The sequence below is a fragment of the Flavobacterium sp. KKT103 genome (assembly GCF_055640565.1).
The window spans coordinates 1,737,283-1,763,908 of the sequence record NZ_CM145766.1 but is presented as its reverse complement, the minus strand read 5'-3'; the positions used below and the strand labels follow the sequence as shown (position 1 = coordinate 1,763,908).

General features: G+C 34.0%; 22 protein-coding genes and 1 tRNA gene. 11 read left to right on the top strand and 12 right to left on the bottom strand.

Annotated elements, in window-relative coordinates; genetic code table 11:
• Positions 1–17 precede the first annotated feature (17 nt).
• From murA to ACZ2G0_RS07585, 3 genes are all read right to left on the bottom strand, one after another.
• The gene (gene murA, locus ACZ2G0_RS07595; protein WP_470309723.1) at positions 18–1,331 is read right to left on the bottom strand and encodes a UDP-N-acetylglucosamine 1-carboxyvinyltransferase; all 1,314 of its coding nucleotides are present in this window, start codon (positions 1,329–1,331) and stop codon (positions 18–20) included.
• 77 nt (positions 1,332–1,408) lie between these two features.
• Positions 1,409–2,131: a DUF4290 domain-containing protein gene (locus ACZ2G0_RS07590; protein ID WP_470309722.1), complete on the bottom strand. Its 723-nt coding sequence runs from the start codon at positions 2,129–2,131 to the stop codon at positions 1,409–1,411.
• Between the two features lie 83 nt (positions 2,132–2,214).
• On the bottom strand, positions 2,215–2,499 hold the full coding sequence (locus ACZ2G0_RS07585; RefSeq protein WP_470309721.1) for a DUF493 family protein: 285 nt from the start codon (positions 2,497–2,499) through the stop codon (positions 2,215–2,217).
• Positions 2,500–2,643: 144 nt separating this feature from the next.
• On the opposite strand from ACZ2G0_RS07585, the gene ACZ2G0_RS07580 reads away from it, so the two are divergent.
• From ACZ2G0_RS07580 to ACZ2G0_RS07560, 5 genes are all read left to right on the top strand, one after another.
• The gene (locus ACZ2G0_RS07580) at positions 2,644–3,183 is read left to right on the top strand and encodes an AAA family ATPase (RefSeq protein WP_300287768.1); all 540 of its coding nucleotides are present in this window, start codon (positions 2,644–2,646) and stop codon (positions 3,181–3,183) included.
• A gap of 68 nt (positions 3,184–3,251) precedes the next feature.
• Positions 3,252–5,147 (top strand): RecQ family ATP-dependent DNA helicase, encoded by a 1,896-nt coding sequence (locus tag ACZ2G0_RS07575; protein ID WP_470309720.1) that lies wholly within the window; start codon positions 3,252–3,254, stop codon positions 5,145–5,147.
• Positions 5,147–6,094, top strand: coding sequence for a methionyl-tRNA formyltransferase (gene fmt, locus ACZ2G0_RS07570; RefSeq protein WP_470309719.1), 948 nt, complete (start codon positions 5,147–5,149; stop codon positions 6,092–6,094). The genes ACZ2G0_RS07575 and fmt overlap by 1 nt, the downstream gene beginning before the upstream one ends.
• Before the next feature lie 175 nt (positions 6,095–6,269).
• Entirely contained in the window at positions 6,270–6,542 is a 273-nt protein-coding gene (locus ACZ2G0_RS07565; RefSeq protein WP_187009898.1) for an HU family DNA-binding protein, read from the top strand.
• Between the two features lie 131 nt (positions 6,543–6,673).
• On the top strand, positions 6,674–7,234 hold the full coding sequence (locus tag ACZ2G0_RS07560; RefSeq protein WP_470309718.1) for a YqgE/AlgH family protein: 561 nt from the start codon (positions 6,674–6,676) through the stop codon (positions 7,232–7,234).
• On the opposite strand, the gene ACZ2G0_RS07555 is transcribed toward ACZ2G0_RS07560, so the two are convergent.
• Positions 7,231–8,070 (bottom strand): aminotransferase class IV, encoded by an 840-nt coding sequence (locus ACZ2G0_RS07555; RefSeq protein WP_470309717.1) that lies wholly within the window; start codon positions 8,068–8,070, stop codon positions 7,231–7,233. The genes ACZ2G0_RS07560 and ACZ2G0_RS07555 overlap by 4 nt on opposite strands.
• A 55-nt stretch (positions 8,071–8,125) precedes the next feature.
• Positions 8,126–8,518: an START-like domain-containing protein gene (locus ACZ2G0_RS07550; protein WP_470309716.1), complete on the bottom strand. Its 393-nt coding sequence runs from the start codon at positions 8,516–8,518 to the stop codon at positions 8,126–8,128.
• Positions 8,519–8,670: 152 nt separating this feature from the next.
• Between ACZ2G0_RS07550 and ACZ2G0_RS07545 the strand changes: the two genes are divergently transcribed.
• Positions 8,671–8,744, top strand: a tRNA-Met gene (locus ACZ2G0_RS07545).
• Positions 8,745–8,848: 104 nt separating this feature from the next.
• Here the strand turns inward: ACZ2G0_RS07545 and ACZ2G0_RS07540 are convergent.
• The 6 genes from ACZ2G0_RS07540 to ACZ2G0_RS07515 all read right to left on the bottom strand — a co-directional run bounded on the left by ACZ2G0_RS07540 (position 8,849) and on the right by ACZ2G0_RS07515 (position 16,560).
• Positions 8,849–11,890 carry an efflux RND transporter permease subunit gene (locus tag ACZ2G0_RS07540; RefSeq protein WP_470309714.1) on the bottom strand — a complete coding sequence of 1,014 codons (3,042 nt, stop codon included), beginning with the start codon at positions 11,888–11,890 and terminating at the stop codon, positions 8,849–8,851.
• Complete coding sequence (locus ACZ2G0_RS07535; RefSeq protein ID WP_470309713.1) at positions 11,890–12,819, bottom strand: efflux RND transporter periplasmic adaptor subunit; 930 nt, start codon at positions 12,817–12,819, stop codon at positions 11,890–11,892. Before ACZ2G0_RS07535 ends, ACZ2G0_RS07540 begins: the two co-directional genes overlap by 1 nt.
• The gene (locus ACZ2G0_RS07530) at positions 12,809–13,984 is read right to left on the bottom strand and encodes a TolC family protein (RefSeq protein WP_470309712.1); all 1,176 of its coding nucleotides are present in this window, start codon (positions 13,982–13,984) and stop codon (positions 12,809–12,811) included. Before ACZ2G0_RS07530 ends, ACZ2G0_RS07535 begins: the two co-directional genes overlap by 11 nt.
• Before the next feature lie 142 nt (positions 13,985–14,126).
• The gene (locus ACZ2G0_RS07525) at positions 14,127–14,561 is read right to left on the bottom strand and encodes a PepSY-like domain-containing protein (RefSeq protein ID WP_470309711.1); all 435 of its coding nucleotides are present in this window, start codon (positions 14,559–14,561) and stop codon (positions 14,127–14,129) included.
• A 47-nt stretch (positions 14,562–14,608) separates the two neighbouring features.
• A complete protein-coding gene (locus ACZ2G0_RS07520; protein ID WP_470309710.1) occupies positions 14,609–15,883 on the bottom strand; it encodes a sensor histidine kinase in 1,275 nt (424 codons plus the stop codon).
• Positions 15,880–16,560: a response regulator transcription factor gene (locus ACZ2G0_RS07515; RefSeq protein ID WP_470309709.1), complete on the bottom strand. Its 681-nt coding sequence runs from the start codon at positions 16,558–16,560 to the stop codon at positions 15,880–15,882. Before ACZ2G0_RS07515 ends, ACZ2G0_RS07520 begins: the two co-directional genes overlap by 4 nt.
• Before the next feature lie 194 nt (positions 16,561–16,754).
• On the opposite strand from ACZ2G0_RS07515, the gene ACZ2G0_RS07510 reads away from it, so the two are divergent.
• Both ACZ2G0_RS07510 and ACZ2G0_RS07505 read left to right on the top strand, forming a co-directional pair.
• Entirely contained in the window at positions 16,755–17,492 is a 738-nt protein-coding gene (locus ACZ2G0_RS07510) for a phosphatase PAP2 family protein (protein WP_470309708.1), read from the top strand.
• A 494-nt stretch (positions 17,493–17,986) separates the two neighbouring features.
• Positions 17,987–22,948 carry a LamG domain-containing protein gene (locus tag ACZ2G0_RS07505; RefSeq protein ID WP_470309707.1) on the top strand — a complete coding sequence of 1,654 codons (4,962 nt, stop codon included), beginning with the start codon at positions 17,987–17,989 and terminating at the stop codon, positions 22,946–22,948.
• Between the two features lie 300 nt (positions 22,949–23,248).
• Here ACZ2G0_RS07505 and ACZ2G0_RS07500 read toward each other — a convergent pair whose 3' ends face one another.
• Entirely contained in the window at positions 23,249–23,701 is a 453-nt protein-coding gene (locus ACZ2G0_RS07500; protein ID WP_300288759.1) for a DUF4442 domain-containing protein, read from the bottom strand.
• 214 nt (positions 23,702–23,915) lie between these two features.
• On the opposite strand from ACZ2G0_RS07500, the gene ACZ2G0_RS07495 reads away from it, so the two are divergent.
• From ACZ2G0_RS07495 to ACZ2G0_RS07485, 3 genes are all read left to right on the top strand, one after another.
• Positions 23,916–24,371, top strand: coding sequence for a DUF4870 domain-containing protein (locus tag ACZ2G0_RS07495; RefSeq protein ID WP_470309706.1), 456 nt, complete (start codon positions 23,916–23,918; stop codon positions 24,369–24,371).
• Positions 24,372–24,529: 158 nt separating this feature from the next.
• Complete coding sequence (locus ACZ2G0_RS07490) at positions 24,530–24,862, top strand: PadR family transcriptional regulator (protein ID WP_039110051.1); 333 nt, start codon at positions 24,530–24,532, stop codon at positions 24,860–24,862.
• A 2-nt stretch (positions 24,863–24,864) separates the two neighbouring features.
• Positions 24,865–26,625 (top strand): PspC domain-containing protein, encoded by a 1,761-nt coding sequence (locus ACZ2G0_RS07485; RefSeq protein ID WP_470309705.1) that lies wholly within the window; start codon positions 24,865–24,867, stop codon positions 26,623–26,625.
• The last annotated feature ends 1 nt before the right edge of the window (position 26,626 follow it).

The following is a 26,626-nucleotide window of genomic DNA, read 5'->3' as shown; positions in this document are numbered from 1 at the left end:
TCTATTGCTCCTTCTATTTATTCAACACGAACGATTTTCGCTCCAATAGCTCTCAAACGCTCATCGATTCTTTCGTATCCACGATCAATTTGTTCAATGTTTTGAATTGTACTCGTTCCTTTTCCTGAAAGTGCAGCAATCAATAATGAAATTCCAGCGCGAATATCTGGTGAAGACATTGTTGTAGCTTTTAACTGAGATTGGAAATTATGTCCCATTACTACAGCTCTATGCGGATCACATAACATAATTTTAGCTCCCATGTCAATTAATTTATCGACAAAGAAAAGACGACTTTCAAACATTTTTTGGTGAATAAGCACGTCTCCTTTAGCCTGTGTTGCCACAACTAAAACAATACTTAATAAGTCAGGAGTAAATCCTGGCCAAGGCGCATCAGCGATAGTTAAAATCGATCCATCAATATCCGTTTTGATTTCATACCCATCTTCATGAGCAGGAATATAGATATCGTCTCCTTTTCGTTCTAAAGTAATCCCTAGTTTTCTGAAAGTATTGGGAATCAATCCTAGGTTATCCCAACTTACATCTTTAATTGTAATTTCACTTCTTGTCATCGCTGCTAAACCAATCCAAGAACCTATTTCAATCATATCTGGTAAAATACGGTGTTCACAGCCTACCAAACTTTCGACACCTTCAATGGTTAATAAATTAGAACCAACTCCAGTTATCTTGGCTCCCATCGAATTTAACATCTTGCATAATTGCTGTAAATAAGGCTCACAAGCCGCATTGTAAACGGTTGTAATTCCTTTGGCTAAAACAGCAGCCATTACAATATTAGCAGTACCGGTAACCGAGGCTTCATCTAGCAACATAGCTGTTCCTACTAAACCATTTTGAGCTTCAACACCATAAAAGTGATCTTCTCTGTTGTAACGAAATTTCGCTCCTAAATTGATAAACCCTTCAAAGTGGGTATCTAGTCTTCTTCTTCCAATTTTATCTCCACCTGGCTTAGGTATATACCCTTTTCCAAAACGAGCTAATAAAGGACCGACAATCATAATAGATCCACGAAGTGAACCACCTTCTTTCTTGAAAGCTTCTGTCTCTAAGTATCCTATATTTACATCATCGGCTTGGAAGGTATACGAACCAGGACCATTTTTTTGAATTTTTACACCTAGATTTCCTAAAAGTGTAATTAACTTATTGATATCAATAATATCTGGAATATTGTTGATTATAACTTTTTCAGGAGTTAAAAGTACCGCACACAAAATTTGTAATGCTTCATTTTTTGCTCCTTGTGGAGTGATTTCACCTTTTAGACGAATGCCTCCTTCTATTTTGAAAATTCCCATATTATCGTATTAATAGTGTTATAAGTTTGTAAATCAAAAACAGCTTTAGTAGGAATCGAAATGATTCGATTTCAAAACTATTTTTGGTTATTGTTATTTTTAGAGTAGGTCTTTGTTTTACCTGTTTTAGTGTTTTTATTACTTTGAATTTTTGGCTGACCTGCTGGGCTTATTTTGTTAGAAATTCGCTTATTGGTTCGCAATAAATCAGTCGTATTTATTAGCTCTTCTGTACTTTGACGCAAGTCTAGCTTTCCATCTGAAAGTTCATAAAGATGCTCAAAAATCACATCATCCTTTACGGTATCTTTGTTCCAACTTAAATAGGACTTTTTCATGTGATTGGCAATTACCTTTACCAAGGCATTTTTCATTTCCCCATCATCCCATTTATTAGCTACATCGATCATGTACTTAATATTGTTTCCGTAATACCTGTATTTAGGGAAATTTTGAGGGTAATTTAAAACATCTGGTTTTAATTGTAATACCTCTCTTGAAGGAATTGGATATGGGGAGTCGACCTGCAATTTAAAATCAGACATAATAAAAAGTTGATCCCATAACTTATGCTGAAAGTCCAAAACATCACGTAAATGTGGATTTAGGTTCCCCATTACTTGAATAATGTACTTTGCGGCTTTGTTTCGCTCTTCACTATCGGCTATGATAGTAGCTTGGTCAATCAGCTTTTGCAAATGACGACCATACTCCGGAATGATTAAATGCGATCTCTCGGCATTGTATTCTAAATGATGTACAACATCATTAGCAACTTCTTTTGTATACTTTGAATTCATCTTTGATTTATTTTGAGGCATTTGAGCACAACTAATTTGCCACCAACTACTAGCTGGTTTAGCATCCTAGAATTATTCAAATATTAAAGAGATACGATACCTTCAATTGTAGAAACTTCCTGATATTTCTCAACAATAGCTTGAGAACTTTTCATTTGAACATCAATAGATATACTTGTAAATTTACCCGTTTTAGACTTTGTAGTTTTGATAACAGCACCCATACTATTGAAGGCTGCTTCTACTATTTCTACATTTTCCGTTGTAGTTGGAACTATAAATTTAAACAAATACAAAGCAGGCCAAGAATTACTATTATCTAATTCTACCTTCAATCTATCATAAAATTCTTCCGTCTTCTTATCCATTTTTTAATTAAAATTAAAGCAAAGATACGGTTTCAAACGCAAATTATGAATTATGGATTATAAATTTTAATAAAACCAATTTTATTCGGTTCAATATTTCGATTTCCAATTAGTTTGAGTACTTTTGCGCCTTATTTCCAAATCGTGCAAAAAGAAGTCATTATTATTATAGGAGGTCCCGGAACTGGTAAAAGTACTTTAATTGATGGTTTAATAGCAAAAGGATTTTGCTGTTATCCTGAGATTTCAAGAGAGGTAACTTTAGAAGCAAAGAAACAAGGAATCGAACAATTGTTCCTTGAAAAACCGCTGCTTTTTAGCGAGCTTTTACTCGAAGGAAGAAAAAAACAATTCTTAGATGCTCAAAAAGAACCACATAATGTGGTTTTTATTGACCGAGGAATTCCTGATGTGCTTGCTTACATGCACTACATTGGCGATAGCTACCCTGCATCATTCGACGCTATTTGTCGAGAATACCGGTACAGTAAAATATTTATCTTACCACCATGGGAAGAAATTTATGTGAGCGATGAAGCGCGTTACGAAAACTACGAACAAGCTAAATTGATTCAAAATCATTTGATCGAAACCTACAAAGGGTATGAGTATGATTTAATAGAAGTTCCAAAAGATACCATTGAAAACCGAATTCTTTTTATCTTAGACAAAATTTCAAGCTAAACACTTTGTTGACACGGTTACGTCCAAAGAAATTTTAGTTACAAATTTGTAATTCAAATTAAAAAAGAATGTCTGAGGCGTTACAAATTCTACAAAAATACTGGAAGCACGATTCTTTTAGATCACTGCAGGAAGACATCATTGATGCTGTTGTAAGTGGCCAAGATACTTTTGCCTTGATGCCTACAGGCGGCGGAAAATCAATTTGTTTTCAAGTTCCCGCCATGATGAAAGAAGGAATTTGCTTAGTCATATCGCCCTTAGTAGCCTTAATGAAAGATCAAGTTGCTAATTTGCAGCAGCGAAACATCAAAGCCATTGCATTGACAGGCGGAATTTGGCAAGATGAAATAATTGACCTACTAGATAACTGCCAGTATGGTAATTTCAAATTCCTTTATTTGTCGCCGGAGCGTTTACAATCAGATTGGATTTTAGATCGTATTAAAACACTTCCAATCAACCTCATTGCAATTGACGAAGCGCACTGCGTATCCCAATGGGGACATGATTTTAGACCAGCCTATTTAAAAATATCACAACTTAAAGAACATTTTCCTAAGATTCCATTTTTAGCACTCACTGCGACAGCCACGGAAAGAGTTAAGGAAGATATTGTTTTGCAATTAGGTTTAGAGAAACCACAATTTTTTAAAAAATCATTTGCAAGAAAAAATATTGCTTACATGGTTTTTGAAGTCGAAGATAAACTGCACAGAATAACTCAAATTTTAAAAAAAAATCCACAATCGTCGATCATATACGTCCGAAACAGAAAATCGTGTCTTGAAATTTCATCTCAATTGCAACAGCTCGGCTTCAAAGCTACCTATTACCATGGCGGCCTTAGCTCCAAAGAAAAAGATAAAAACATGCAGCTTTGGATGCAAGACCAAGCACAGGTTATCGTTGCTACTAATGCATTTGGAATGGGAATCGATAAGGCGACTGTAAAAACGGTTATTCACATCCAATTTCCTGAAAATATCGAAAACTATTATCAAGAAGCCGGTCGCGCAGGAAGAAATGATGAAAAAGCATTTGCTGTACTTTTACACAGTCCGTCAGACAGTTTGCAGGCAGAAAGCCAATTTATCAATGTGCTACCTGATAAAAAATTCATAAAGGAAATGTACATCAAACTGTGTAATTTTTTCCAAATTGCGTACGGTGAAGGGATAGATGAACAGTTTTTTTTAAACTTAAACTCTTTTTGTTCCAAATATAATTTTCCTGTTTTAAAAACATACAACGCCATTCAGTTTTTAGATCGGCAGGGAATCATAACACTTTCTCAAGAGTTTTCGGAAAAGATAAGTTTACAATTCATTATACCCTCTAAAGAAGTAATTCGGTATACCAGCTTAAATCCACACGATGCTGAAATAATAGTAGTCATATTGCGAACTTATCCTGGGATTTATGAGGCACAAACGGTATTTAACGCATCGCTTATTGCTAAGAAGTCGAATCATACCGAAAGTCAGGTACATGCTTTGCTCCTTAAACTAAAAGAGAAAAATATTATCGATTATCACGCTAAAAACAATGATACCAAACTCCTATTTAATGAAATTCGAGAAGATGATCGAACCATTAATAGAGTTTCAAAATTTTTGGAGAATCAAAATCAATTAAAAATAGCACAACTGCGGTCCGTAATACAGTATGTGAACGATAAATCAACATGCCGCAGCAGACTAATTCTGGAATATTTTGGCGAAAAAACAACTGAAAATTGTGGTATTTGCTCCTTTTGTATTACATCCAAAAAAACAAAAAACAATAGCAAAAGCGTCCTCTCACAAATTTTAAGTATCTTAGAAACAGAAGATCTAAACTCAAGAGAGATTCAAGACAAATTACATTACAATCAAGATGAAATTATATTGGGTATACAACAGCTTTTGGAAAACGAACAAATAACGGTACAAAATAACAATAAATACACACTTAAGAAATAATGAATAAATTACGAATTGTTTTCATGGGCACACCGGAATTTGCGGTAGCTATCCTAGATAGTATAATTAAAAATAACTACGAAGTTGTGGGTGTTATCACAGCAGCAGATAAACCTGCCGGTAGAGGTCAAAAAATCAAATACTCAGCAGTAAAAGAATACGCATTAGCTAATAATTTAAACCTATTGCAACCCACCAACTTAAAAGACGAGACTTTTTTAGCAACTTTAAAAGCATTAAATGCTAATTTACAAGTGGTAGTCGCATTTAGGATGTTGCCTAAAGTAGTGTGGGACATGCCTGAGCTAGGGACTTTTAATTTGCATGCCTCATTATTACCTAATTATAGAGGAGCCGCACCAATTAACTGGGCTATTATCAATGGAGAAACAGAAACTGGCGTAACTACCTTTTTTATAGATGATAAAATAGATACCGGCGCCATGATTATGAACGCAACTACTCCCATTGACCCTACGGAAGATGCTGGTCAATTACACGATCGATTAATGGAACTGGGTAGCACTACTGTTGTTGAAACTTTAACTCTAATAGAAGAGAACAAAGTCAACCTTACTGTTCAAAGCGAGAATCCCGATACCAAAACTGCCTATAAGCTCGATAAGGAGAACTGTAAAATCGATTGGTCACTATCAGCGGGACAAATTCATAATACCATAAGAGGACTTAGCCCCTATCCAGGAGCTTGGTGCCACTTTTCAGATAAAAATGAAGAATGGAATGTGAAAATATATGCGGCGACTCCCATTATCGAATCGCATGCCATCGAGCTTGGAAGTGTTATTTGTACTAAAAAAGAATTGAAAATCGCAGTAGTTGATGGCTATATCCAAATCTTGAGCTTACAATTTCCTGGAAAGAAAAAAATGCTTGCATCGGAACTTTTAAACGGATTGTCCTTTACCGCTGACGCAAAAGTGTATTAACTCCAACAATGGCGGGCTATTACACAAAACAACAAAAACATCATGGTTTTATGAACAATTAAAATAAGTTATTAACAAACGAGGCTAAAATACGCCAAATCACTTGCGTGGTAAGGATTTCATGCTAAATTTGTGTATTAACAATTTATTTAACCAACAATTAATAACTATTATTATGAACAAATCAGAATTAATCGATGCTATTGCTGCAGATGCAGGAATCACCAAAGCAGCTGCAAAATTAGCTTTAGAGTCTTTTTTAGGTAACGTAAGCGGAACGTTAAAAAAGGGTGGAAGAATTTCTTTAGTAGGTTTTGGATCATGGTCAGTATCTGCTAGAGCAGCAAGAGACGGAAGAAATCCTCAAACAGGAAAAACGATTCAAATTGCAGCTAAAAATGTTGTAAAATTTAAAGCTGGAGCTGAATTAGAAGGAGCTGTAAACTAATTACACGATTTTAAGAGCATCTTAATATAGCTTAAACCTTCCTTACGGAAGGTTTTTTTTTACATTTAAAGTTAAAAATTTGCTTAATTTTATTTTTTTTTATTAAATTTAATAAAAAAATTACAGCAAACATGATTACTGAAACACTAATAAAAGGGCAACTGCTTATTTCTGAACCTTCTATAATTGGAGATTTATCATTTAATAGATCTGTAATTTTATTAGCAGACCATGATAAAGAAGGATCAGTAGGTTTTATTATCAATAAACCACTTAAGTACACTATTAATGATTTAATACCCGAAGTAAATGCACGATTCAAAATATACAATGGTGGTCCGGTCGAACAAGACAACCTTTATTTTATTCACAATATCCCTGATTTAATTCCAAACAGCATTGAGATCTCTAATGGAATTTACTGGGGAGGCGATTTTGAATCAGCCAAAGAGCTGATTAATAATGGCACGATCCATAAAGGCAATATTCGGTTTTTCTTAGGATATACCGGCTGGGGTAAAAACCAATTAGAAACAGAAATGAACGCTAACTCGTGGATTGTTACTACTAACAATTACAAAAATAAAATAATTGGGAAATCGAGTACTAATTTTTGGAAAGAACAAATTATGGAACTCGGTGGAGATTACCTCATATGGTCTAATGCTCCAGAGAACCCTTATTTAAACTAAACCTTCGTTATAAATTCATTAAGTTTTACCAATAATTCATTGGCAATATCGCTTTTGAACTCCTTTTTTCTATACTTGGTAATTGGCTGAATTCCTTTAATCACATTAGTGACAAACAATTCATCAGCTTTTTGCAGATCGAAGGGCGAGATAACAGCTTCTTCAACCTCTATTGAATTCATTTTTTTTGCTAGTGTTATAATCTGCTTTCTCATCACACCGTTTAAGCAGCCTTCAGAAATTGGAGGTGTAATTAACTTATTACCCATGACCATAAAAATATTGCCTTGAATTGCTTCCACTACATTTTTTGAATCATTTAACAGCAAGCAATTGTCTAACCTATTTTCATGAGCAAAAATACTAGCCGTAATATTCAACATTCTATTTGTTGTTTTTATGGACGACAGTAATTGCTTAGTGACATAAAAATCTTTAAATAAATCTACTTCGTAGGTTGCTTTTTCAAAGCTATACAGTGGAAATTCAATCGCAGAAGAATGAATAAGAAAAGAAACCTCATTGGTAGTTGGCAAATAATAACCACCATCGTTTCTAAAAACCGTGATCCGTACCCGCGAAGAAGCTAATAGTTGGGAAGCACCAGCAGTAGCAAGAAGTTGCTCTTCTAGATACTCCATGGTAAAATTCATAGGGATTTCCATGCGAACAACTCGCATTGAAGCCATAAGCCTAAAATAGTGATCTTCTAAAAAAAGAATGGTACCATTAAGAATTTTAATGGTTTCAAATACTGCATCTCCGTATAAAAAAGCACGATTTTGCGTCAATATATTTGTATCCTGCTCAACGAGTGTTCCGTTAAAATTAATCATAAAAAAAGCCCTAATTAAAATTTAGGGCAAAGGTAAGTTATAAAACACAATTTAACTAGACAGATCCAATTAGATGTTTCAAATCTGATATCTGATTTTCCCATAATTGAGTTGCTTCTTCTACCTCTTCTTTTTCAGCAAAATCAACCACCATTAAAGAAACATCTTTCGTCAACTCATCTACTAATATATGTAATTCAAAAAAATACTCGGTATCCTTATTATTACTGTCGACCCATTTAAACTTTACCTTCTCACCTGATTTCTTAGAAGCCAATCTAGCCTTCTCCTCAGAGTCATCCCAGATAAAAGTAAAAAACTCACCACGTGAGTTCACATTGTCAGCAAACCACTCCGAGAGTCCAGATGGAGTTGAGATATACTGGTATAACAATTGTGGGGAGGAGTTGATTGGGAACTCGATTTCGTAACGTATTTTTTGATCCATCAGTGTTAGTAATTTTTTCCGAATATATAGAATTTAATGCCGAAAAAAAAACGTTTTTAAAAATATTTTTTTTTCTTCAAATATGCTTGCAAGATGATTTATAATTTTTATATTTGCACCCGCATTCAAGAGGATAACAATTGAATCATTTTGGCGAGGTAGCTCAGTCGGTTAGAGCGCAGGATTCATAACCCTGAGGTCACGAGTTCAAATCTCGTTCTCGCTACAAAAACAAACCCTTAATCATCAATTGATTAAGGGTTTTTTATTAGCTAGATACTCCAATTCTTTATTATAATTCCAACAAAACCACCCTACCAAAAAAAAGTATTAGTCAATCTTATCAGCAACTTTAAAATAAAACAATAAACTTGGTAATACGATCAAAAGTAAAGGCATTGCTATTAGAAAACCACCAATCACTGCAATTGCTAAAGGTTGATGCAACTCTGAACCCGTTCCGATACCAATCGCCAATGGCAATAACGCAATAATGGCTCCTAAAGCAGTCATCAATTTTGGTCGCAAACGTGTTGAAATCGCATAGACCAACGATTGCTTTTTATTATTCGAACTAAGAAAGGTTTCTTTAAATTGTAAATAAGTAAAAATGGCATTTTCACTAATAATGCCGACAATCATAATCAATCCGGTGTAGCTACCAACATTTAATGGTGTGTTTGTCAAGAACAATAATAAATAACTTCCAGCGATACCCAAAACCGAAATAAACAGCAGAATAAAAGCTACTTTTAGATTTCGAAACAGAAATAACAAAACGCCAAAAACTAATAAACACGAAGCCAATAAAATAAGCAACAATTCCTTAAATGATTGCTGCTGGTCTTTGTAAGCTCCTGCATAATCAATGTAATAACCACTCGGGAGCGTCACTTTGCTGGATACTTCTTTTTTAATGTTTTGCATCACCGTACCTAAATCTTTATTGTCTAACCTTCCGGTAACAACGCACATCATCTGTAAATTTTCGCGTTCTATTTCGGCAATTCCTTTTGAAATCGAAATGGTAACTAGATTAGTAATGGGAATTGATTTTCCGTTTGGTAAAAAAATAAATATCTTTCTGATTTCTTCTAAATTTCTGTTTTGAGTATTGGGGTAAATCATACGTATCGGTACCGCTTTATCCAATTCCAAAATAGAACCAATCACATTCCCTTCTAACACCGTTTGCAATTGAAATTGCAAATTAGCTGGAGTAATGCCGTATTGAGATAATTGATTGTAATTAGGCGTAATACTAATCGAAGGTCCGGCGTAAACAATCCCATCAAATACATCAGCAGTCCCTTCTGTTTTTTCGACAATTTGGGCTACTTGTTTTGCGATTTTTTGCAATTCTTGTTGATTGTTTCCAAAAACTTTTACCTCAATAGGCGAAACAGAACTCATTAAATCTCCCAACATATCACCAATCACCTGACCAAAATCGATTCGAAGTGCAGGCTGTGAAGTTTCTACTTTTAATCTAATTTCGTCAATAATATCGTTACTAGTTTTAGATCGGTCTTTCTTAAGCTGAATTAAATAATCACCTCTGTTCGGTTCCGTAATAAAAAAGCCCATTTGTGTCCCCGTTCTTCTGCTATACGCTTCTACTTCTGGAATAGTATGTATTATTTTCTCTACCTCAATTAACATCCGATCCGTTTCTTCTAATGAAGTTCCTGGTGGTGATTCATAATCTAAAACGACACTTCCTTCATCCATCTCTGGTAAAAAGCCAGTTTCTAATCGGGGCAAAATTAAAATTATTGAAATAATTAATAGTGCACAAAAAGCAAAACTCAGTAGCGGTTTTTCAATAAAATAAGCCACCCAATTTTGACTTTTAACATCGTGATGTTCCGTTGTTGATTTTACTTCAGTAAAGTTGCTCTCTTTCTTCGTAAGTAACAAATAAACAACTGGTAATAGTATCCACGTGACAAAAAACGAACAGATTAATGTGATAATCATTGTATCTGTTAGCACTTTAAAATAAGCACCGGCAACTCCGCTCATTAATGCAAAAGGAAGAAAAATAACAATGGTACATAAAGACGAACCTACCATGGCAGGAAAAAGATAGTGAATTGCTTTTTGTAACAAAGCTGTCGTGGGCTCATCAGGATGTTCCTCATGGGTTCTGTGAATTTGCTCCACAACCACGATCGCGTCATCAATAATAAGACCTAAAGCGGCAGCGATTGCGCCCAGCGTCATGATATTAAAAGTTTGTCCTGTAAAATATAAAACTAGCAAAGTAGCACAAAGTGTTACCGGAATTACAATTAAAATAGTAGCACTTGCTTTAACCGATTTTAAAAATAAAATAGCCACAATGATTGCTAAAAACAATCCAATTAATAAACTATCTGTAACGCTTTTTACGGCATCGCCCACAAAACTGGATTGCTCATAATAAGGTTTGATTTTTATATCCTTTGGAATTATTTTTTCCAGTTCTTTCAGCTTTGCATCCATGTCCGTTGACATGGTAATTAAATTGGCACCTGGTTGTTTTATGATTGCAATTAAGACACTTTCTTTTCCGTTAGCATTTACCTTAATGTATTCTTTAGCTTCTTCAATGGCGACCGTTGCAATATCTTTTAGGGTTATGATCCCTTTCCCGTTGTTTATAACTACTAGATTCTCTAAATCTGATTTAGTAGCAATCTGAGCATCCGTTAAGGTTAAATATAAAAAGCGATTGTCTGCCAAATACCCATTGGAAGTAATAAAATTGGTTTGGCTTAAAACCTGAGAAACGGCCTCGGGAGTGATGCCATAAGCAACCATTTTACTCTGATTAAGCTCTATCCAATATTCTTTTTCTTTCCCTCCTATCACTCTAACTTCGCTTACTCCATCTACTTGTGACAGAAAAGGTTTTATCGTGAAATTGGCTATTTTTTTTAATTCAATAGGCGATCTATTCGTGCTTTCCAATGCGTAACCGATAACAGGAAGAATAGACGGATTCATCTTTTCTACTGTTATTTGAATACCTGCTGGTAAATCAGTTCTAATCTGATTAATTCTAGATTCGATTTGTTGTTTACTAACATCTAAATCAGCTTTCCAATCTACGAACGCAGAAATTTCGCAACTTCCTCTACTAGTTGTGCTTCGAACTGTTTTTAGATTGGGTATTTTCTTTATCGCATTTTCTAATGATTTAGTAACAGTAACCATCATTTTATCTACCGGTTGCTGCCCTGCATCGGCAATGACTTTTATTTTTGGAAAAGTAATTTCTGGAAATAAGCTGGTTTGCATTTTAGAGTACGCAAAAATACCTCCCAATAATACCAAGAAAATTAAAGTGCTTAAACCGCTTTTATGTTTTACAAAAAAATTATTCATTATTTGGCACTTTTTATAATTTTCACCTTGATGGTATCTCCTACTCCATAGTTTCCAGAAGTGACTATTTTATCTGTTGCTTTAAATTTCGGGGAAATTATTTCTGTTCTTTCTTGGTTTTTTAACCCAATTTGAACAGGAACTTTAATAGCCGTAGAATCATTTTTAAGCAACATAACCCAATAGTCCGTTTCTATTTCATTACTTAAAATAGCGGTCTTTGGCAGTGTAATTATAGCCGATTTATTCGATTTTGGAATACGTACCGAAACAATCAAATTTTCAGGTAAAACCTCATTTGAATTCATTTTTAAAAATACGCTTTGCATCTGCGAACTGGCATCTACCGCAGGAATAAATTGCTTCACTGTTGCTGAAATAGAGCTTCCGTCTGGTAAGTAAATCGATAGCTGTTGATTGATAGTAATGTGTTTTTTCAATTCGAAAGGAACATTTATTACAACTCCATAATTATTAGAATCATTGATAATGGCCAATACATCTCCTTCTTGAACATAGTTACCGTTTTCTACATTAACCGCAGTAATAAACCCTGTGGAACTGGCGGGAATTGAAACTGCACTTCCAAAATTTAATTTAGGATCTAATTTATTTACATCATTTCCCAGAGCAATTGCTTCCTTGGTTTTTATCGAAAACAAACGCTTTCCTTTTGCAACTTTGTCATTCGTTTTTGCATTAACCGCTGTAATAAAGCCCGTAATGATTGATTTTATTGGTGTTTTAACTATATAAGAAACCGTTCCAGAAACTTCTTCATAATCATCAATCCCAGTCGTGTCAATAGTTGTTACCGTTACTGGAATAATAGTTTCGGTTTCTGTAATAGCCACTTCTTCTTTTTTACAAGACTGTAAAAGGATTACAAATAATACAATTATAATGGGTATCGTTATCTTATTTTTCATTTGTATTCCAATAATTAAGTTCATTAATTAACAGTAGGCGGTCTGTATTGTTTTGAGCAATTGCATTTGTAATTGACAGTGCATTTCCCAATGCCATAACAAAGTCTGGAATAATTGCATTTCCGGTGACCAATAATTTATTAAAAGCGTCGAGTAGCGTTTGGTTAATTTTTAACTGAGTTTGCAGTTGCTCATTAATCATTTCGTTCTGACTTAATTTCAACACTAACTGTTCTTGCTGCTGCTTAAACTGTCTTTCAAATTGCTTTTTATAGGCAAAATTGGTTTCAGAAGCTAATTTGTTTTTAGTGATTTGGAGTTTTCTTTGGTTTCCATCATAAATAGGAATCGAAAGATTAAAACCAACACTATTTCCAAAATTCTTATAATATTGTCCTACTAAAGTCGAACTGTAACCGGCATCTGCTAATAATAGTAAGGATGGTTTGTAATTATTTGCAATAGTATGTTTTTGATTTTCGATACTCAAACTATCAATTTCAAATTGCTGATTGTAAATAGAATGTTCTGAATTAATGAGTTGTTTTAATTCGATTTGGGGTTCGATTAATACAATGTTCGATTTTTCATTCGTTCCAGATAAATAATTCAGTATTCCTAAATCATTTTCAAATTGGTATTTCATCTGAAGCAGGATTAATTCTTGCTGTTTTACTGTGGATAAAAACAGCAAATAATCGGTTTGTTTATAGATGGATTTCTGAGTAAACTTTTTAAGAATTTCTAATTCGGAATTCAGTAAACCCAATTGCTTTTGAAGGTTTAAAAATTGATTATTATCCGAAAAGGCAACGATATATTGCAAACAAATTGCTTTAGCAATATCATTTTTCGTTATTTTCTTATTAATATCAATTTTATCTTTTAATAAAGTGATAGCGCCAAGCTGATTATTTTTTTGACTTTTGCCAAAAATCTTTTGCGAAAAGCTCACTAAACCACTAACATTTTGTCCGTTACTAATCGCAGTATCATACCCATAATTATTTATTACTGGTGCATAATTAGCAAATAGGTTTGCATTTAATTGTGGCTTTAAATTGGCTTTATACAATAAGCTATCTATTGACAAAGAATTGGATTGATTATTCAAATCGTCTAACAAAGCCGTGTTCAAAAGTGCTTTTTCGATAAAAAAACTCACCTCTCTTTTTTGTGAAAAAGAAGCAATTGAAATAAGTGTCGTTATGAAGAGTAAAAAGATTCGCATAGGATAAAGATGAAAAATTAGAACACCTTAATGAAAAGGTGTTCTTATAATAAACACAAGTGATTATTTCTGATTATTAGTCTTTAACCAGTTTTAAGAATTTCCCTGAAGCATCAAAAATCAAATCACAAATTTTTCCATCAATTGTAACTTCCGCTTCGTAGGTAACTACCTTTTTATCATCTGTTATTTTAGCGGTTTCTTTTATTTTTTTGTTAGGATAAGTACTTGCTATATATGCTAACGCCTTAGCAGGCATTTCCGTTTCTTTGATTTCAATTTCTATAGCTAACTTATGTCCAGCTTTATCATAGTTTGCAGAAGCGTCCTTTCCGTTCATTTTAAACTCTGCTTCAAAACCGTCTTTTTCAACATCCCAGTCTACTTTTGTATTTGGATAGTCTTTCTGGAAAGCTTCTTTAACTATTTTAGGTACTTCTTTGTTCCCTTTGGATTGTGCACAACCTATCGCACTTATTGCAATAGCGGTAAATAAAATTACATTTTTCATGATTGCTGTTTTTAAATTATTCAACAAATATTAATCATGAATCTATTTCAAATCTGTTTTTTAAGCTGACTCAAAGAAAAAACGTGCTCCTTGTTTTCGTATTTATATAAAACAGTAATCGAATTTGCTTCTGCTATTTCTTTCACTATCGCTAATCCTAAACCTATAGAATTGGTATTAGAAGATTTTTTTTCGAAACGTTCAAAAACACTAAACTCATCCAAAGGTTCTAATGCACCCGTATTGCTTATCTGTAGCATTCCCTCATTTATCAAAATTGTAATTTGTCCATTATTAACATTATGTCTGACAGCATTTTGAATTAAATTATTAATTAAAATAAAACATAATTCTGAATTAATGGTAAAACACAAATTCTCCATCACTTCACAAACAAACTGCAAGTTTTTATCTAAAATAAAATATTCATTTACCTCTCTAACTTTTTCAATTAAAGGAAGTAGCGCAACCGTATCTGTTTTTTCGTATTGTTGGTTTTCTATTTTAGAAAGCAATAACAATGATTTATTTATTCTACTCAAACGACTAGTTGCCTTTTCAATAGAAACTAACAACGTCAAAGATTCTTCATTTAACGTGTTTTCTTGAAGTAATAAATCTACCTTACCTTTTATTATAGCTAATGGAGTTTGAAATTCATGCGAAGCATTTTCTGCAAATTTTTTCTGGTTTTTGTAATCACTAATCATTTTTGAAGTCATGTGATTTATAGAAGAATTTAGTTCGCTAAACTCCGTAATTTCATTGGATTCTAATTTTTTATAATCTGTTGTACGCACACTAAAATCTTTAATATAATCTAAGGTGTTCTTAAATGGTGTCCAAATGAGCTTCGAAATGCTACTATTTATATATGCTGTCACTAAAAAAAGCACCAACAACATAATAATAAACACGACCGATACGACTTCTACTAATTCATCATATTCTATGGTACTCTTCCAAACTTTAATTTGATAATTTCGCCCGTTTATGACAGCGTTTTTTTCTATCATTTTACTCCCAACATATTCATTTTCAATCTCAGAATACATCAAAGTATCCTTTATCGATTGTGGAATAAGGTGATCCTTTGCTATTTCTTTTATATAAACCTCATTATTAACTTCAAATACATTTAAAACAGTCGTATTTCCTTTTGCAATATAATTTTCAATTACTTTAACTCTCGTTAACAAAATAGATTCATTGCTTTCTCCAATTTCATTAAGAAGAAAAAAATAAATAAAGATGGCAGAAAATACAATTACCGGAATGGTATAAAGGATATAATATCGGCTTGTTTTTGTTAGTAGCTTCATATTTCTGTTTTAAAAGTATAGCCTATACCATATATGGATTGAATGTAGTCATTACAATGGGTCGCGAGCAGTTTCTTTCTTAGGTTTTTTACGTGATTGTAGATAAAATCAAAATTGTCAAATTGATCAGCACTATCTCCCCATAGGTGCTCTACCAAAGCATTTTTTTGTATCACTCTATTTTTATTGGCAATAAAATAAACCAATAAATCAAACTCTTTTGAAGTTAAATTAATCGGATTGTTATTAATCAAGACTTTTCTCTCCTCTGGATATAAAGAGATTTCATTGATAACAATTACATTCTCTCCATCAAAATTATTGCGTCTAACCAACGCTTTTATGCGAGCATTTAATTCGGGTAGATAGAAGGGTTTAGGCAAGTAATCATCTGCCCCTAAATTTAATCCATCAATTTTATCGTCGAATGAATTTTTGGCAGAAATAATAATAATTCCTGTTTTAGGTCTACTATTTTTAATGGTTTTTATTAAATCTAAACCATTGCCATTAGGCAAAGTAATGTCTAGTAAAACACAGTCGTATTCATATACTTGTATTTTTTCATATGCACTATTAAAATCATTGGCTACTTCAACTAAATTCTTTTCAAGCTCCAAGTATCGAGTAATACTTTTTTGCATTTCTATTTCATCTTCAATGAGTAAGATTTTCATACATAAAGTTTAAGTAAATAATTCAGCAGTAAAAGTAGTACGGAAATCTATTCTAAATCTATCGTTTATCAAAAATACAGTTTTAATACAGAATTGAAATTGATATTTGAACATAAAATAATTGGAAATAATAATATCATACAGCAATCCCTACTTATTGTATTCGAAATTTTTCAGTCATAATTTAAAAAAGAATGAATTACAAACTCCTTTTATCAGTACTTATAAGCTGTCAATCTATGCTTGCTCAGGAAGTAAAACAAGATTCTGCGTCCACTAAAAAAATTAGTTATAAGGAATTAATTATTCCTTCAGTTCTTATTGGTTATGGCGTGATTGGCATTGAGAGTGTTGCTCTTAAAAATTTAAACTTAGAAATTAAAGAAGAGGTTAATGAAAACATTGATCACAAAATAACGATCGATGACTTTACACAATACGTACCCGCAGCTTCAGTTTATGCTTTAAACGCACTAGGCATAAAAGGTAAAAGTAATTTTAAGGACCGATCTCTAATTCTGGCTACTTCTTATTTATTAGTTGCAGCCACTACACTACCTATAAAAAATAGCACTCACGTCCAACGCCCAGATGGTTCCTCGTTTAATTCCTTTCCGTCTGGTCATACCGCTACGGCCTTTGCAGGAGCCGAATTTCTTTGGCAAGAATATAAAGTTGTTTCTATTTGGTATGGAATTTCAGGCTATATCGTAGCATCAGGAACTGGTTTTTTCAGAATGTATAATGACCGTCATTGGTTAACCGATGTAGCTGCTGGTGCAGGAATTGGTATTTTATGTACCAAAACTGCCTATTGGTTGTATCCAAAAATGCAAAAACTACTTTTTAAAAAGGAAACAAAAGCGGCGGTTATGGTTGCTCCTTTTTACAATGGAAAGCAAACAGGTATTGGATTAGTTGGCAGATTTTAAGCCATTTTTCTACTTTGTCAAATTAGTTATTTTTAGCCTAATAATCTGTATCGTTTATTTAGGACTAGATAAACTACATTAATTACTAAAAAAAAATCTGGTGGGAAAAGCAGTAGCAACAGTTCAGACCTTCATATAAGCTCATCGTTAGTAGAAAATCATCAATCTAAATATATATATATTATTAGTTAATCATTAAAAAAAATACATTTTCTACTTACTTATTTAACCTGCTTAAGCTTACAATATTTAATAAAACGTACTTTTAATCGATTTTTTTTGTATTTTATCTTTATTTTTAAATGAAAATAATTATTTTTACGCGTGAATAGATTGCTACATAGAGTAACAGCACATTCACACGTTTATATTTCTTAGGAAATTCTGCTTATTAGAAAACTTCTACTATCAAGAACCTACTAATTAAAATCAAAATACTTTCTGACTACAGAAATTACAGATGAAAATATAAGCAATCGTTAAAAGAGAAGGCTATGGAGAAACATTACTTTAAAAAAATTAATTATTGGCTATCATTAACAGCATTTCTTGCTGCTTTTTTGGTTTCACCAAGCACTATAGTGGCACAAACTGTAACTACACCTCAAGTAAATTTTTCACAAAGGTCAGCCGCTGCGACACCTACTAAAAAACTTTATAACATCAAAGGTGATTTCACTATGTTGGGTAATACCAACTTAACGTTAGCCGTTTATGGAGACAATATTGATAACCAACAAAACTATATGAAGTTTGTGGACACTGATACGGATCCCACTACTTTTAATTCCTCTAAAGCAACTCTTGAACTTTCGAATGCAGGAGAAAATACTGCTAGCCAAAATTGTTCAACAGTACTTTTTGCAGGACTATATTGGACTGGAAAATCAAGTTCAACCGATACATTTAATGCATCTAAACAAGTACAATCAGGTACCAAAACAGTGAACACCAATTCAACAGTATATCACAATCAATCTATCACTGACTCTAACTATGGCCTATTCATAAACGTAGGAAATTCTGGTAGTTTTAGATGGCCAATATATACTTTCACTGGCAATGGAAACACTTATGCTTTTGAATTTAACAACACTCCAACCATATCGTTATCAATTAACGGTGGTGCTGCTACCAATATACCATACAGCATGGTAATTTCAGGCGGTGTAGCTACTGCCACATTGAACACACCATACGTAATCGCAGATGGAGGAGCCAACCTAACCATTAATCAACTGATAAGAAGTTCATCTACGGTCTTAAATAGCGGACAAGTTCAAAGCTCATCATCTGCCGTAGTGAATGTAACAGGAACTGTTCCCACCTACACCACTCAAACAAAAGCATTTGACAAAAAAGTAATCAAAATTAAAGGACCAGCTGCTAGTACATATACCAATATTACTTCGACTACGGACCTTTTATTTCCTGGAACTTCCTACAGTGGTATTTTTGTAGGATATCAAGAAATAACCGATTATGTGAAAGCAAATGGGCCAGGAGCATATACTGTTGCTGACATCGCCCTATTAGAAGCAGGATCAAATAATGATTCGCCAGGATTTTCAGGAGGATGGACTATGATCGTTATCTATGAAAATCCAATTATGAAAAGCCGAGCAGTAACGCTTTTTGACGGTTATGCAAACGTCAACTCTGGAGAATATGGAAATATTCCTATTTCAGGATTCACTACTGTTGGATCAGGACCAGTAAATATGAAATTGGGGGTAATGGCAGCTGAAGGAGATATTGGAATAACTGGAGATTATCTAGCGGTACAAAAACTAAATGCTGATCCTAACACCTACAATGCTACTAATTATCTCACTTTAAACCATGCCGGAAACACAACTACCAATTTTTTTAATTCTTCAATTTTTCCAGTCCCAGCAGTAGGTAGTAGTAGCCCTATTTTAAAGAATAATTCAGGAGTCGACTTTAGTATGTTTACCATTCCAAACGCTGGAAACTCAGTCATTGGAAACAATCAAACGTCTACCACATTTAGGTATGGTTCATCGGGTGATGTTTATACCATATTTGGTTTCGCTATGTCTGTTGATGCCTATATACCTGAACCACAAGGACTTATTTCCGTGAATAAAATAGGAGGAGTAACACCATCAACTCCGCTTACAGCTGTACCAGGTGATGAAATAGAGTACAAAATTGACATCAAAAATAGAGGTTCAGAAGCCACTACTAATACAATTATTTCGGTACCAGTACCTGCCTCCGCTTTGTATGGAGTTGGAAGTATTTCAACAGCCAACATTCATCCGTCATTTACGCCAGCAAACGCACCTTACTATGATTCTGCAACAAATTCAGTTATTTGGAATGTAGGTACTATACCGCTACTCGCAGATCCAAATACGTTATTAGGAAGTTTAATTTTTAAAGTAACATTAACCACTGATTGCGCTACCTTATTTAATTCTGGGTGTAATGCAAATCTTTCGATAAATGGAGCTATTACTGGAAATGGATCCATATCTAACACTGCTTATAATTTACCAATTTCACAAGGTAGTGATCCAACATCTAGCTGTGGTGGTCTTATTTTTAAACCTATTTTAGTAAATTTTAATAGCTCCAACAGTCCTTGTTTTGCCGCTTTAGCTGGACCAGACAAAGCACCTCCTGTTTGCGGGATAGATTCTGTCAATCTTGCTGGAACGGTAGGAACGGTAGGAACATGGTCAATTGTAAGCGGCCCAGCTGGAGGTGGCGAAGTTTTCTCTAATATTAATAGTCCAACAGCTGAATTCTCAAGTCCTAATTCAGGAGTTTACACTTTGAGATGGACTCTACCGTTTGGTGGGGGTAGCTGTACTCCTATTTTAGATGATGTCCTTGTAAGCATAGGGCTATGCAACAAACTAGATTTTGACGGTGTAGACGACAATGTCAATTTAAAAAACAACTACAATTTAAATACAGGTTCTTTCAGTATTGAAACGTGGATTAAACCCGGAGCTGCAAATACGAGCATCCAAACGATACTATCTAAAAGAAATTCAAGTGCTCTTACAGATGGATATGATTTAAGAATAGTAAATAATGTAATTTCTTTTAATTGGAATAATGGTAATTCAATTACCTCAAATTTCCCGGTAACAACAGGAAGATGGTATCATGTAGCTGTTACGTTCAACGGCTCAGCATACAACTTATATATTGACGGAATTAGTGTTAAAAATGCTGTACCTGGAGTTAATCCAATAGCAAACTCCAATGCTAAATGTATATTAGGTGCTATGATTCAAGGAACGAGCTATCCTTATCTTCCTACCAACTACTTTAAAGGTTACATGCAAGAACTACGTATTTGGAATGTGGCCCTTACAACTGCACAAACTCGTCAAATGATGAACCAACGTATTACTAATTTGAGCACAAACGTTCAAGGGGCTATTGTACCTTTGACAATCCCGGGACTTAGTTGGTCTAACTTAGAAGGTTACTATCAAATGACGCAATCAACTGATATCTTAAATGGATTTTTAGTTGACAAAACTGCAAATCTTAGAAATGGTAAATTGATAGGTATTATAACGGCACAGCCCGAAACAGCTCCGCTACCTTACACTACCAAAGCAAATACAGCATGGGAAACAACTGGAACGTGGACAAACGGCAGTGTTTGGAATATTCCAAATACTTTAGGAGTTGACGGAACTACTTATATTGATTGGAATATCGTTAAAACCACCAATAAAGTAACTACCGCAGGAAACAAAACCGTACTAGGATTACTTGTAGAAAGCAATACTCTTGAAGCCAATAACAATAACAAGTTAGAAGTAACACATTATTTAAAAGTTAATGGCAAAATTGACCTTGTTGGAAAATCACAACTAGTCCAAACAGAAGGCAGTATTCTTGAAACCTCATCCTCAGGATTTATAGAAAGAGACCAATTAGGACAATCTAATAAATACAATTACAACTATTGGAGTTCTCCTGTTAGCCCAATAAATACGACTCAAAACAACAAAGATTACAGTATTGCAGGTATCATGAAAGATGGAACCACAACTACACCACAAAATATTAACTGGGTTGGTGGTTATGACGGAGCGCCAACAACCCCTATTAGCGTAGCAAGATATTGGCTTTATAAATTTGATAGTTTAGGTAATGCTTACGCAAATTGGACTCAGATTCTTGAAACAGCTCCTTTGAGAGTAGGTTTAGGGTTTACCATGAAAGGAAGCGGAAGTGCGTTAGGAAATCAAACCTATACTTTTGTTGGAAAACCTAACAACGGAACCATAGCAACTAACACAGTGGGAGATGATCAATTGTTACTAACAGGAAACCCTTACCCATCTGCGATTGATGCTGATGCTTTTATTACTGATAACATAAGCGCCATTCAATCTTTTTCAAGTCCTTCGATTGACGGTACACTCTATTTTTGGGAGCATTACACAACCAACAACACTCATATACTACGTGCCTACCAAGGTGGATACGCAGTGCGAAATCTTACCGGTGGAATCGCACCATCCTCATCGGGCGTAGACTTTATTACGCAGGCTGGGACACCTTCTAGAGGTATACCAAATCGCTTTATACCCGTAGGACAAGGTTTCTTTGTAAACGGAAAAATAGGTTCGGGAGGAACAGTGGTTTTCAAGAACAGTCAACGTGGATTTCATAAGGAAGATGATGCTACTTATTCTAACGTGCTGTACAAAACAATAAAAGGCAAAAAGCAACAATGGAAATCCAATGACAATGACGAGGAGATAGCAGATACTCGAAAAAGAGTGCGTTTAGGATTTAACTCTTCTGATGATTTTCACCGTCAGATTCTGTTAGGTTTTATGGATGAAAAAGCAACGGAGAATATTGATGCAGGCTATGACGCCTTAAACATTGATGATTATCCTAACGATATGTATTTCTTAAACAACGACAACCAACTGGTTATTCAAGGAGAAGGAACCTTTGATACTAAAGCATCTTATCTTGTTGGGGTTAAAACAGATGCCGAAGGCAAGGTATCATTTAATCTTGATCAAGCAGAAAATTTCGATGCTAACCAACGCTTCTATATATTTGACAAACTAACTGACACTTATAATGATATTACGACAACACCCTACGAAGTAACATTGAAAGATGGTGTTGTTCACGATCGTTTCTATTTGCGTTTCACCAACGGAAAAACATTAAGTACGGAAGAATTCGCAAACCAATCAGATGCTATCATGGTGCGACATGCACAAAACGCAATCATCGTAAACAACCCTACTGAGGAAGAAATCACTGAAATTGTATTATATAACATTCTTGGACAAACAATTTTAAACACTCCAATCAAAAATAAAGACCAACAGGAGATTCTAATACCAATCAAGAAAGTAGCGTCAGGAGTTTATATAACCAAAGTAAAAACAACCACAACGACTATTAGTAAAAAAATAATAATACCATAACAAATTTATCCACAACTAATAAGCCAGTAAAGCACATGCTTTACTGGCTTATTTCGTTTTAACAAAAGCACTTGATAACTTTCGAAAATCAAAGCAAAGCAGAATTCGCATTTTAGTATAAAAACCAGCTGCTATTGATAAAGAAAATGAAATCCTCTTTCACTGTGATTTATATTTTTTTTACTTCTAATTTAGTTATACAGCATCATTGTTACTGCCCCTTTTTTTAAATGGGTACTCAACTAAATACAAAAAGCCTCTAACTAGAGGCTTTTTGTATTAGGTATATTTAAGGTATCTTTATTTAACTCGTACACTCCATTCAAAATCCATTTCGGATACTTGTACTCCTTTTTCATCCACTCCTATGGACTTCATCCAAAAGGTTTGCCCTTCGCCTGTGGCTATCGTTTGTTGAATAGCTTGCTCAATTAGGTGACCATCTTTACACGTAAAAGTGATTAATCCGGTTGCTTTTTTAGTAAAATTACCTTTATTGTTGGCAACCAACATGGATATTTTACGTCCGCTTTTTTGAATTTGATACATTACCAATGCACCTGTTGCTAACTCAGCCGCCATGGCTTGCACTGCAAAATACATCGAGTTAAACGGATTTTGATTGATCCAGCGGTGCTTGACTTTTACAATACAGTGCGTCTCGTCCAGCGTCCTAACACGAACGCCACAGATAAAAGCTGCTGGTAATTTAAAAAATAGAAATTTGTTGAGTTTAGACGCTGTAAGTTTCATGTTTGCTGGATTTGTTGCTAAAATACAAAAAAATACTATGCGTACATAATATTTTAATTTGTTAATAAATTGTTAATTTTAGGTACTATGCGATACAAGATACCATTCTTTAGATATATATTTGCATAAGAAATTACTAGGTCGAGTACTAGTACTTTTAAAAAACGAATCATCATCAAAGCCAAAAATCAAAAAGGCACCAAAATCAATCACAATGGAAAACACTACAGAAAAAAACATCGCAACATTTACACACTTGAGCACTTTGACTCAGTATTTTATTCCGTTTGGAAATTATATTTTTCCGATCCTTTTATGGTCTTCCAAAAAAGACAAATCGGACTTTGTTGATTTTCATGGAAAGCAAGTACTCAATTTTCAGTTGAGTGTTTTATTGTACTCAATCCTCACAGCTTTAATTGCTATCCCAATTTTACTAGTTACTATTTTTAACAATGTTTCTCTAGATGCGGTTATTAACGATGAGAACTTCGTAGTGAATAATTTTAACATTAGCGATCAAATAGGTTTAATAACGGTGGGACTAACTGCTGTTTTCCTTTTTGGATGTTTGAAAGTAGCTGAGTTCTTTTTAATTATTTATGCAGCGATCAAAACGTCTAACGGAGAACTTTATAAATATCCTATCACTATTCCTTTTATCAAATAGATTACTCCTAGCCCTGATAGCAGTGGAAATCCTTTTTATTTTTTGAAAAAAAATAAAAAGATTGAAACGAATAGCAGGATTAGCTTCCAATAAAAAATCATCAATCATCAATCAAGAAATGAACAATCAAATCATCAAAAAATCAAAAAAGACAAATTATGAACATTGAAAACACAAAAGCCCAGATGCGTAAAGGTGTTCTCGAGTTTTGCATCCTATCTGTTCTAAAAGAGAAAGATGCTTATACATCAGAAATACTAGACACTTTAAAAAATGCAAAATTACTTGTGGTGGAGGGAACTATTTACCCGCTATTAACCCGCTTAAAAAACGACGGTTTGTTAAATTACCGCTGGGAAGAATCGACCTCCGGACCGCCGCGAAAATATTATGGCCTTACTGAAATAGGTCAAACCTTTTTAAATGAATTGAGTGGTACTTGGACTGAATTATCCGATGCTGTAAACCTTATAACCAACCAAAAACAATAGTCATGAACAAAACTGTAAATATAAACCTAGGCGGAATGTTCTTTCATATAGACGAAGATGCATACCAAAAATTAACACGCTATTTTGATGCTATAAAGCGCTCTTTGAACAACTCATCAGGACAAGACGAGATTATCAAAGATATCGAAATGAGGGTATCAGAATTGCTGAATGAAAAGCAAAAAAGCGACAAACATGTTGTTGCCTTAAAAGATGTAGACGAAGTGATTGCCGTTATGGGACAACCTGAGGATTACATTATTGAGGATGAAAATACGAGTAACCAACAGTCGTACAACTTTAATTCAACTAGCACACGATCTAGAAAATTATACCGTGACAGAGACAAAGGAATGCTTGGTGGTGTAGCATCAGGATTGGGTTATTACTTTGGTATTGAAACTGTGTGGATTCGTGTGGTGCTATTACTATTAGTTTTTGCTGGATTTGGAACAGGAATCATTGCTTACATTATTTTGTGGGTAGTAACTCCGGAGGCAATTACAACATCGGAAAAACTTGAAATGACGGGCGAACCCGTTAATATATCGAACATCGAAAAAAAAGTTAGAGAGGAATATGAAAATGTATCTCAAAAATTTAAAAATGGAGATTATGACAAATACGGTAACCAAATCAAAACAGGTGCCACTAAAGTGGGAAGCTCATTAGGTGACTTTATCATGACTGTTTTTAAGATTTTTGCCAAGTTTTTAGGGGTGATTTTAATCATGTCAGGACTAGCAATGATTGTGGTGTTTTTAATTGGTGCTCTTACTCTTGGAACGGTACACTTTGATGATTTTCCTTTCCACCAATTTATTGAATCAGGCAATTTTACTGATTATCCCGTATGGTTTTTTGCAGTGCTGCTTTTTGTTGCAGTAGGTATTCCTAATTTTTTCCTTGTGCTATTAGGTTTCAAGTTAGTATCTCCAAGCATAAAATCAATTGGTAATATAGCCAAATCGACTTTGTTAGCCTTATGGATCATTGCGATAGCTATCCTAATTTCGATTGGTGTAAAACAAGCTTCGGCTTTTGCTACTGATGGTAGAGTCGTGAAAAAAGAAACAATAGATATCCTTGCGACAGATACCTTGTTTATTAAATTTAAACACAATGATTATTATTCGAAAAGCATTAATGATCATAACAATTTTAAAATAACCCAAGATTCTTTGAACAATGATGTTATATACTCTAATCAAGTAAGTTTTAAAATTGAACGAGCAGATACTAAATTACCTTACTTGCAAATAGAAAAAGAAGCAAAAGGAACGACACTATCCGATGCTAAAAAAAGAGCGGAACTAATTAAATACGGTTATAAAATAGTAGGAAACCAAATTATACTTGACAATTACCTACTTTCTAACGTAAAAGATAAATATCGTGATCAAGAGGTAGAAATTACTTTATACTTACCCGAAGGAACATTGTTTAAGGCGGATACCAGTGTACAGGATTACGATCGCTCGAATGATGAGTTTTTTAACCTGCACTACAGCTCAGGAAAATATTTATACCAAGTGATGGAAACGAAAGTACGTTGCTTAGACTGTCCTGCTGATGAAGATGAATACAACGATGTTGATACTACCGAAGAGAATGATGCAACCATCTGGACAGGAGACGATGAAAATAATTCCAATATCACAGATAAAAATGGAGTTACCAATACTGTCGATTCAACGAAAACGAGCAAAAGTAAAGGTCGCTTAAGAGCTAATAAAAACGGAATAATAATTAAATCAAACTAAT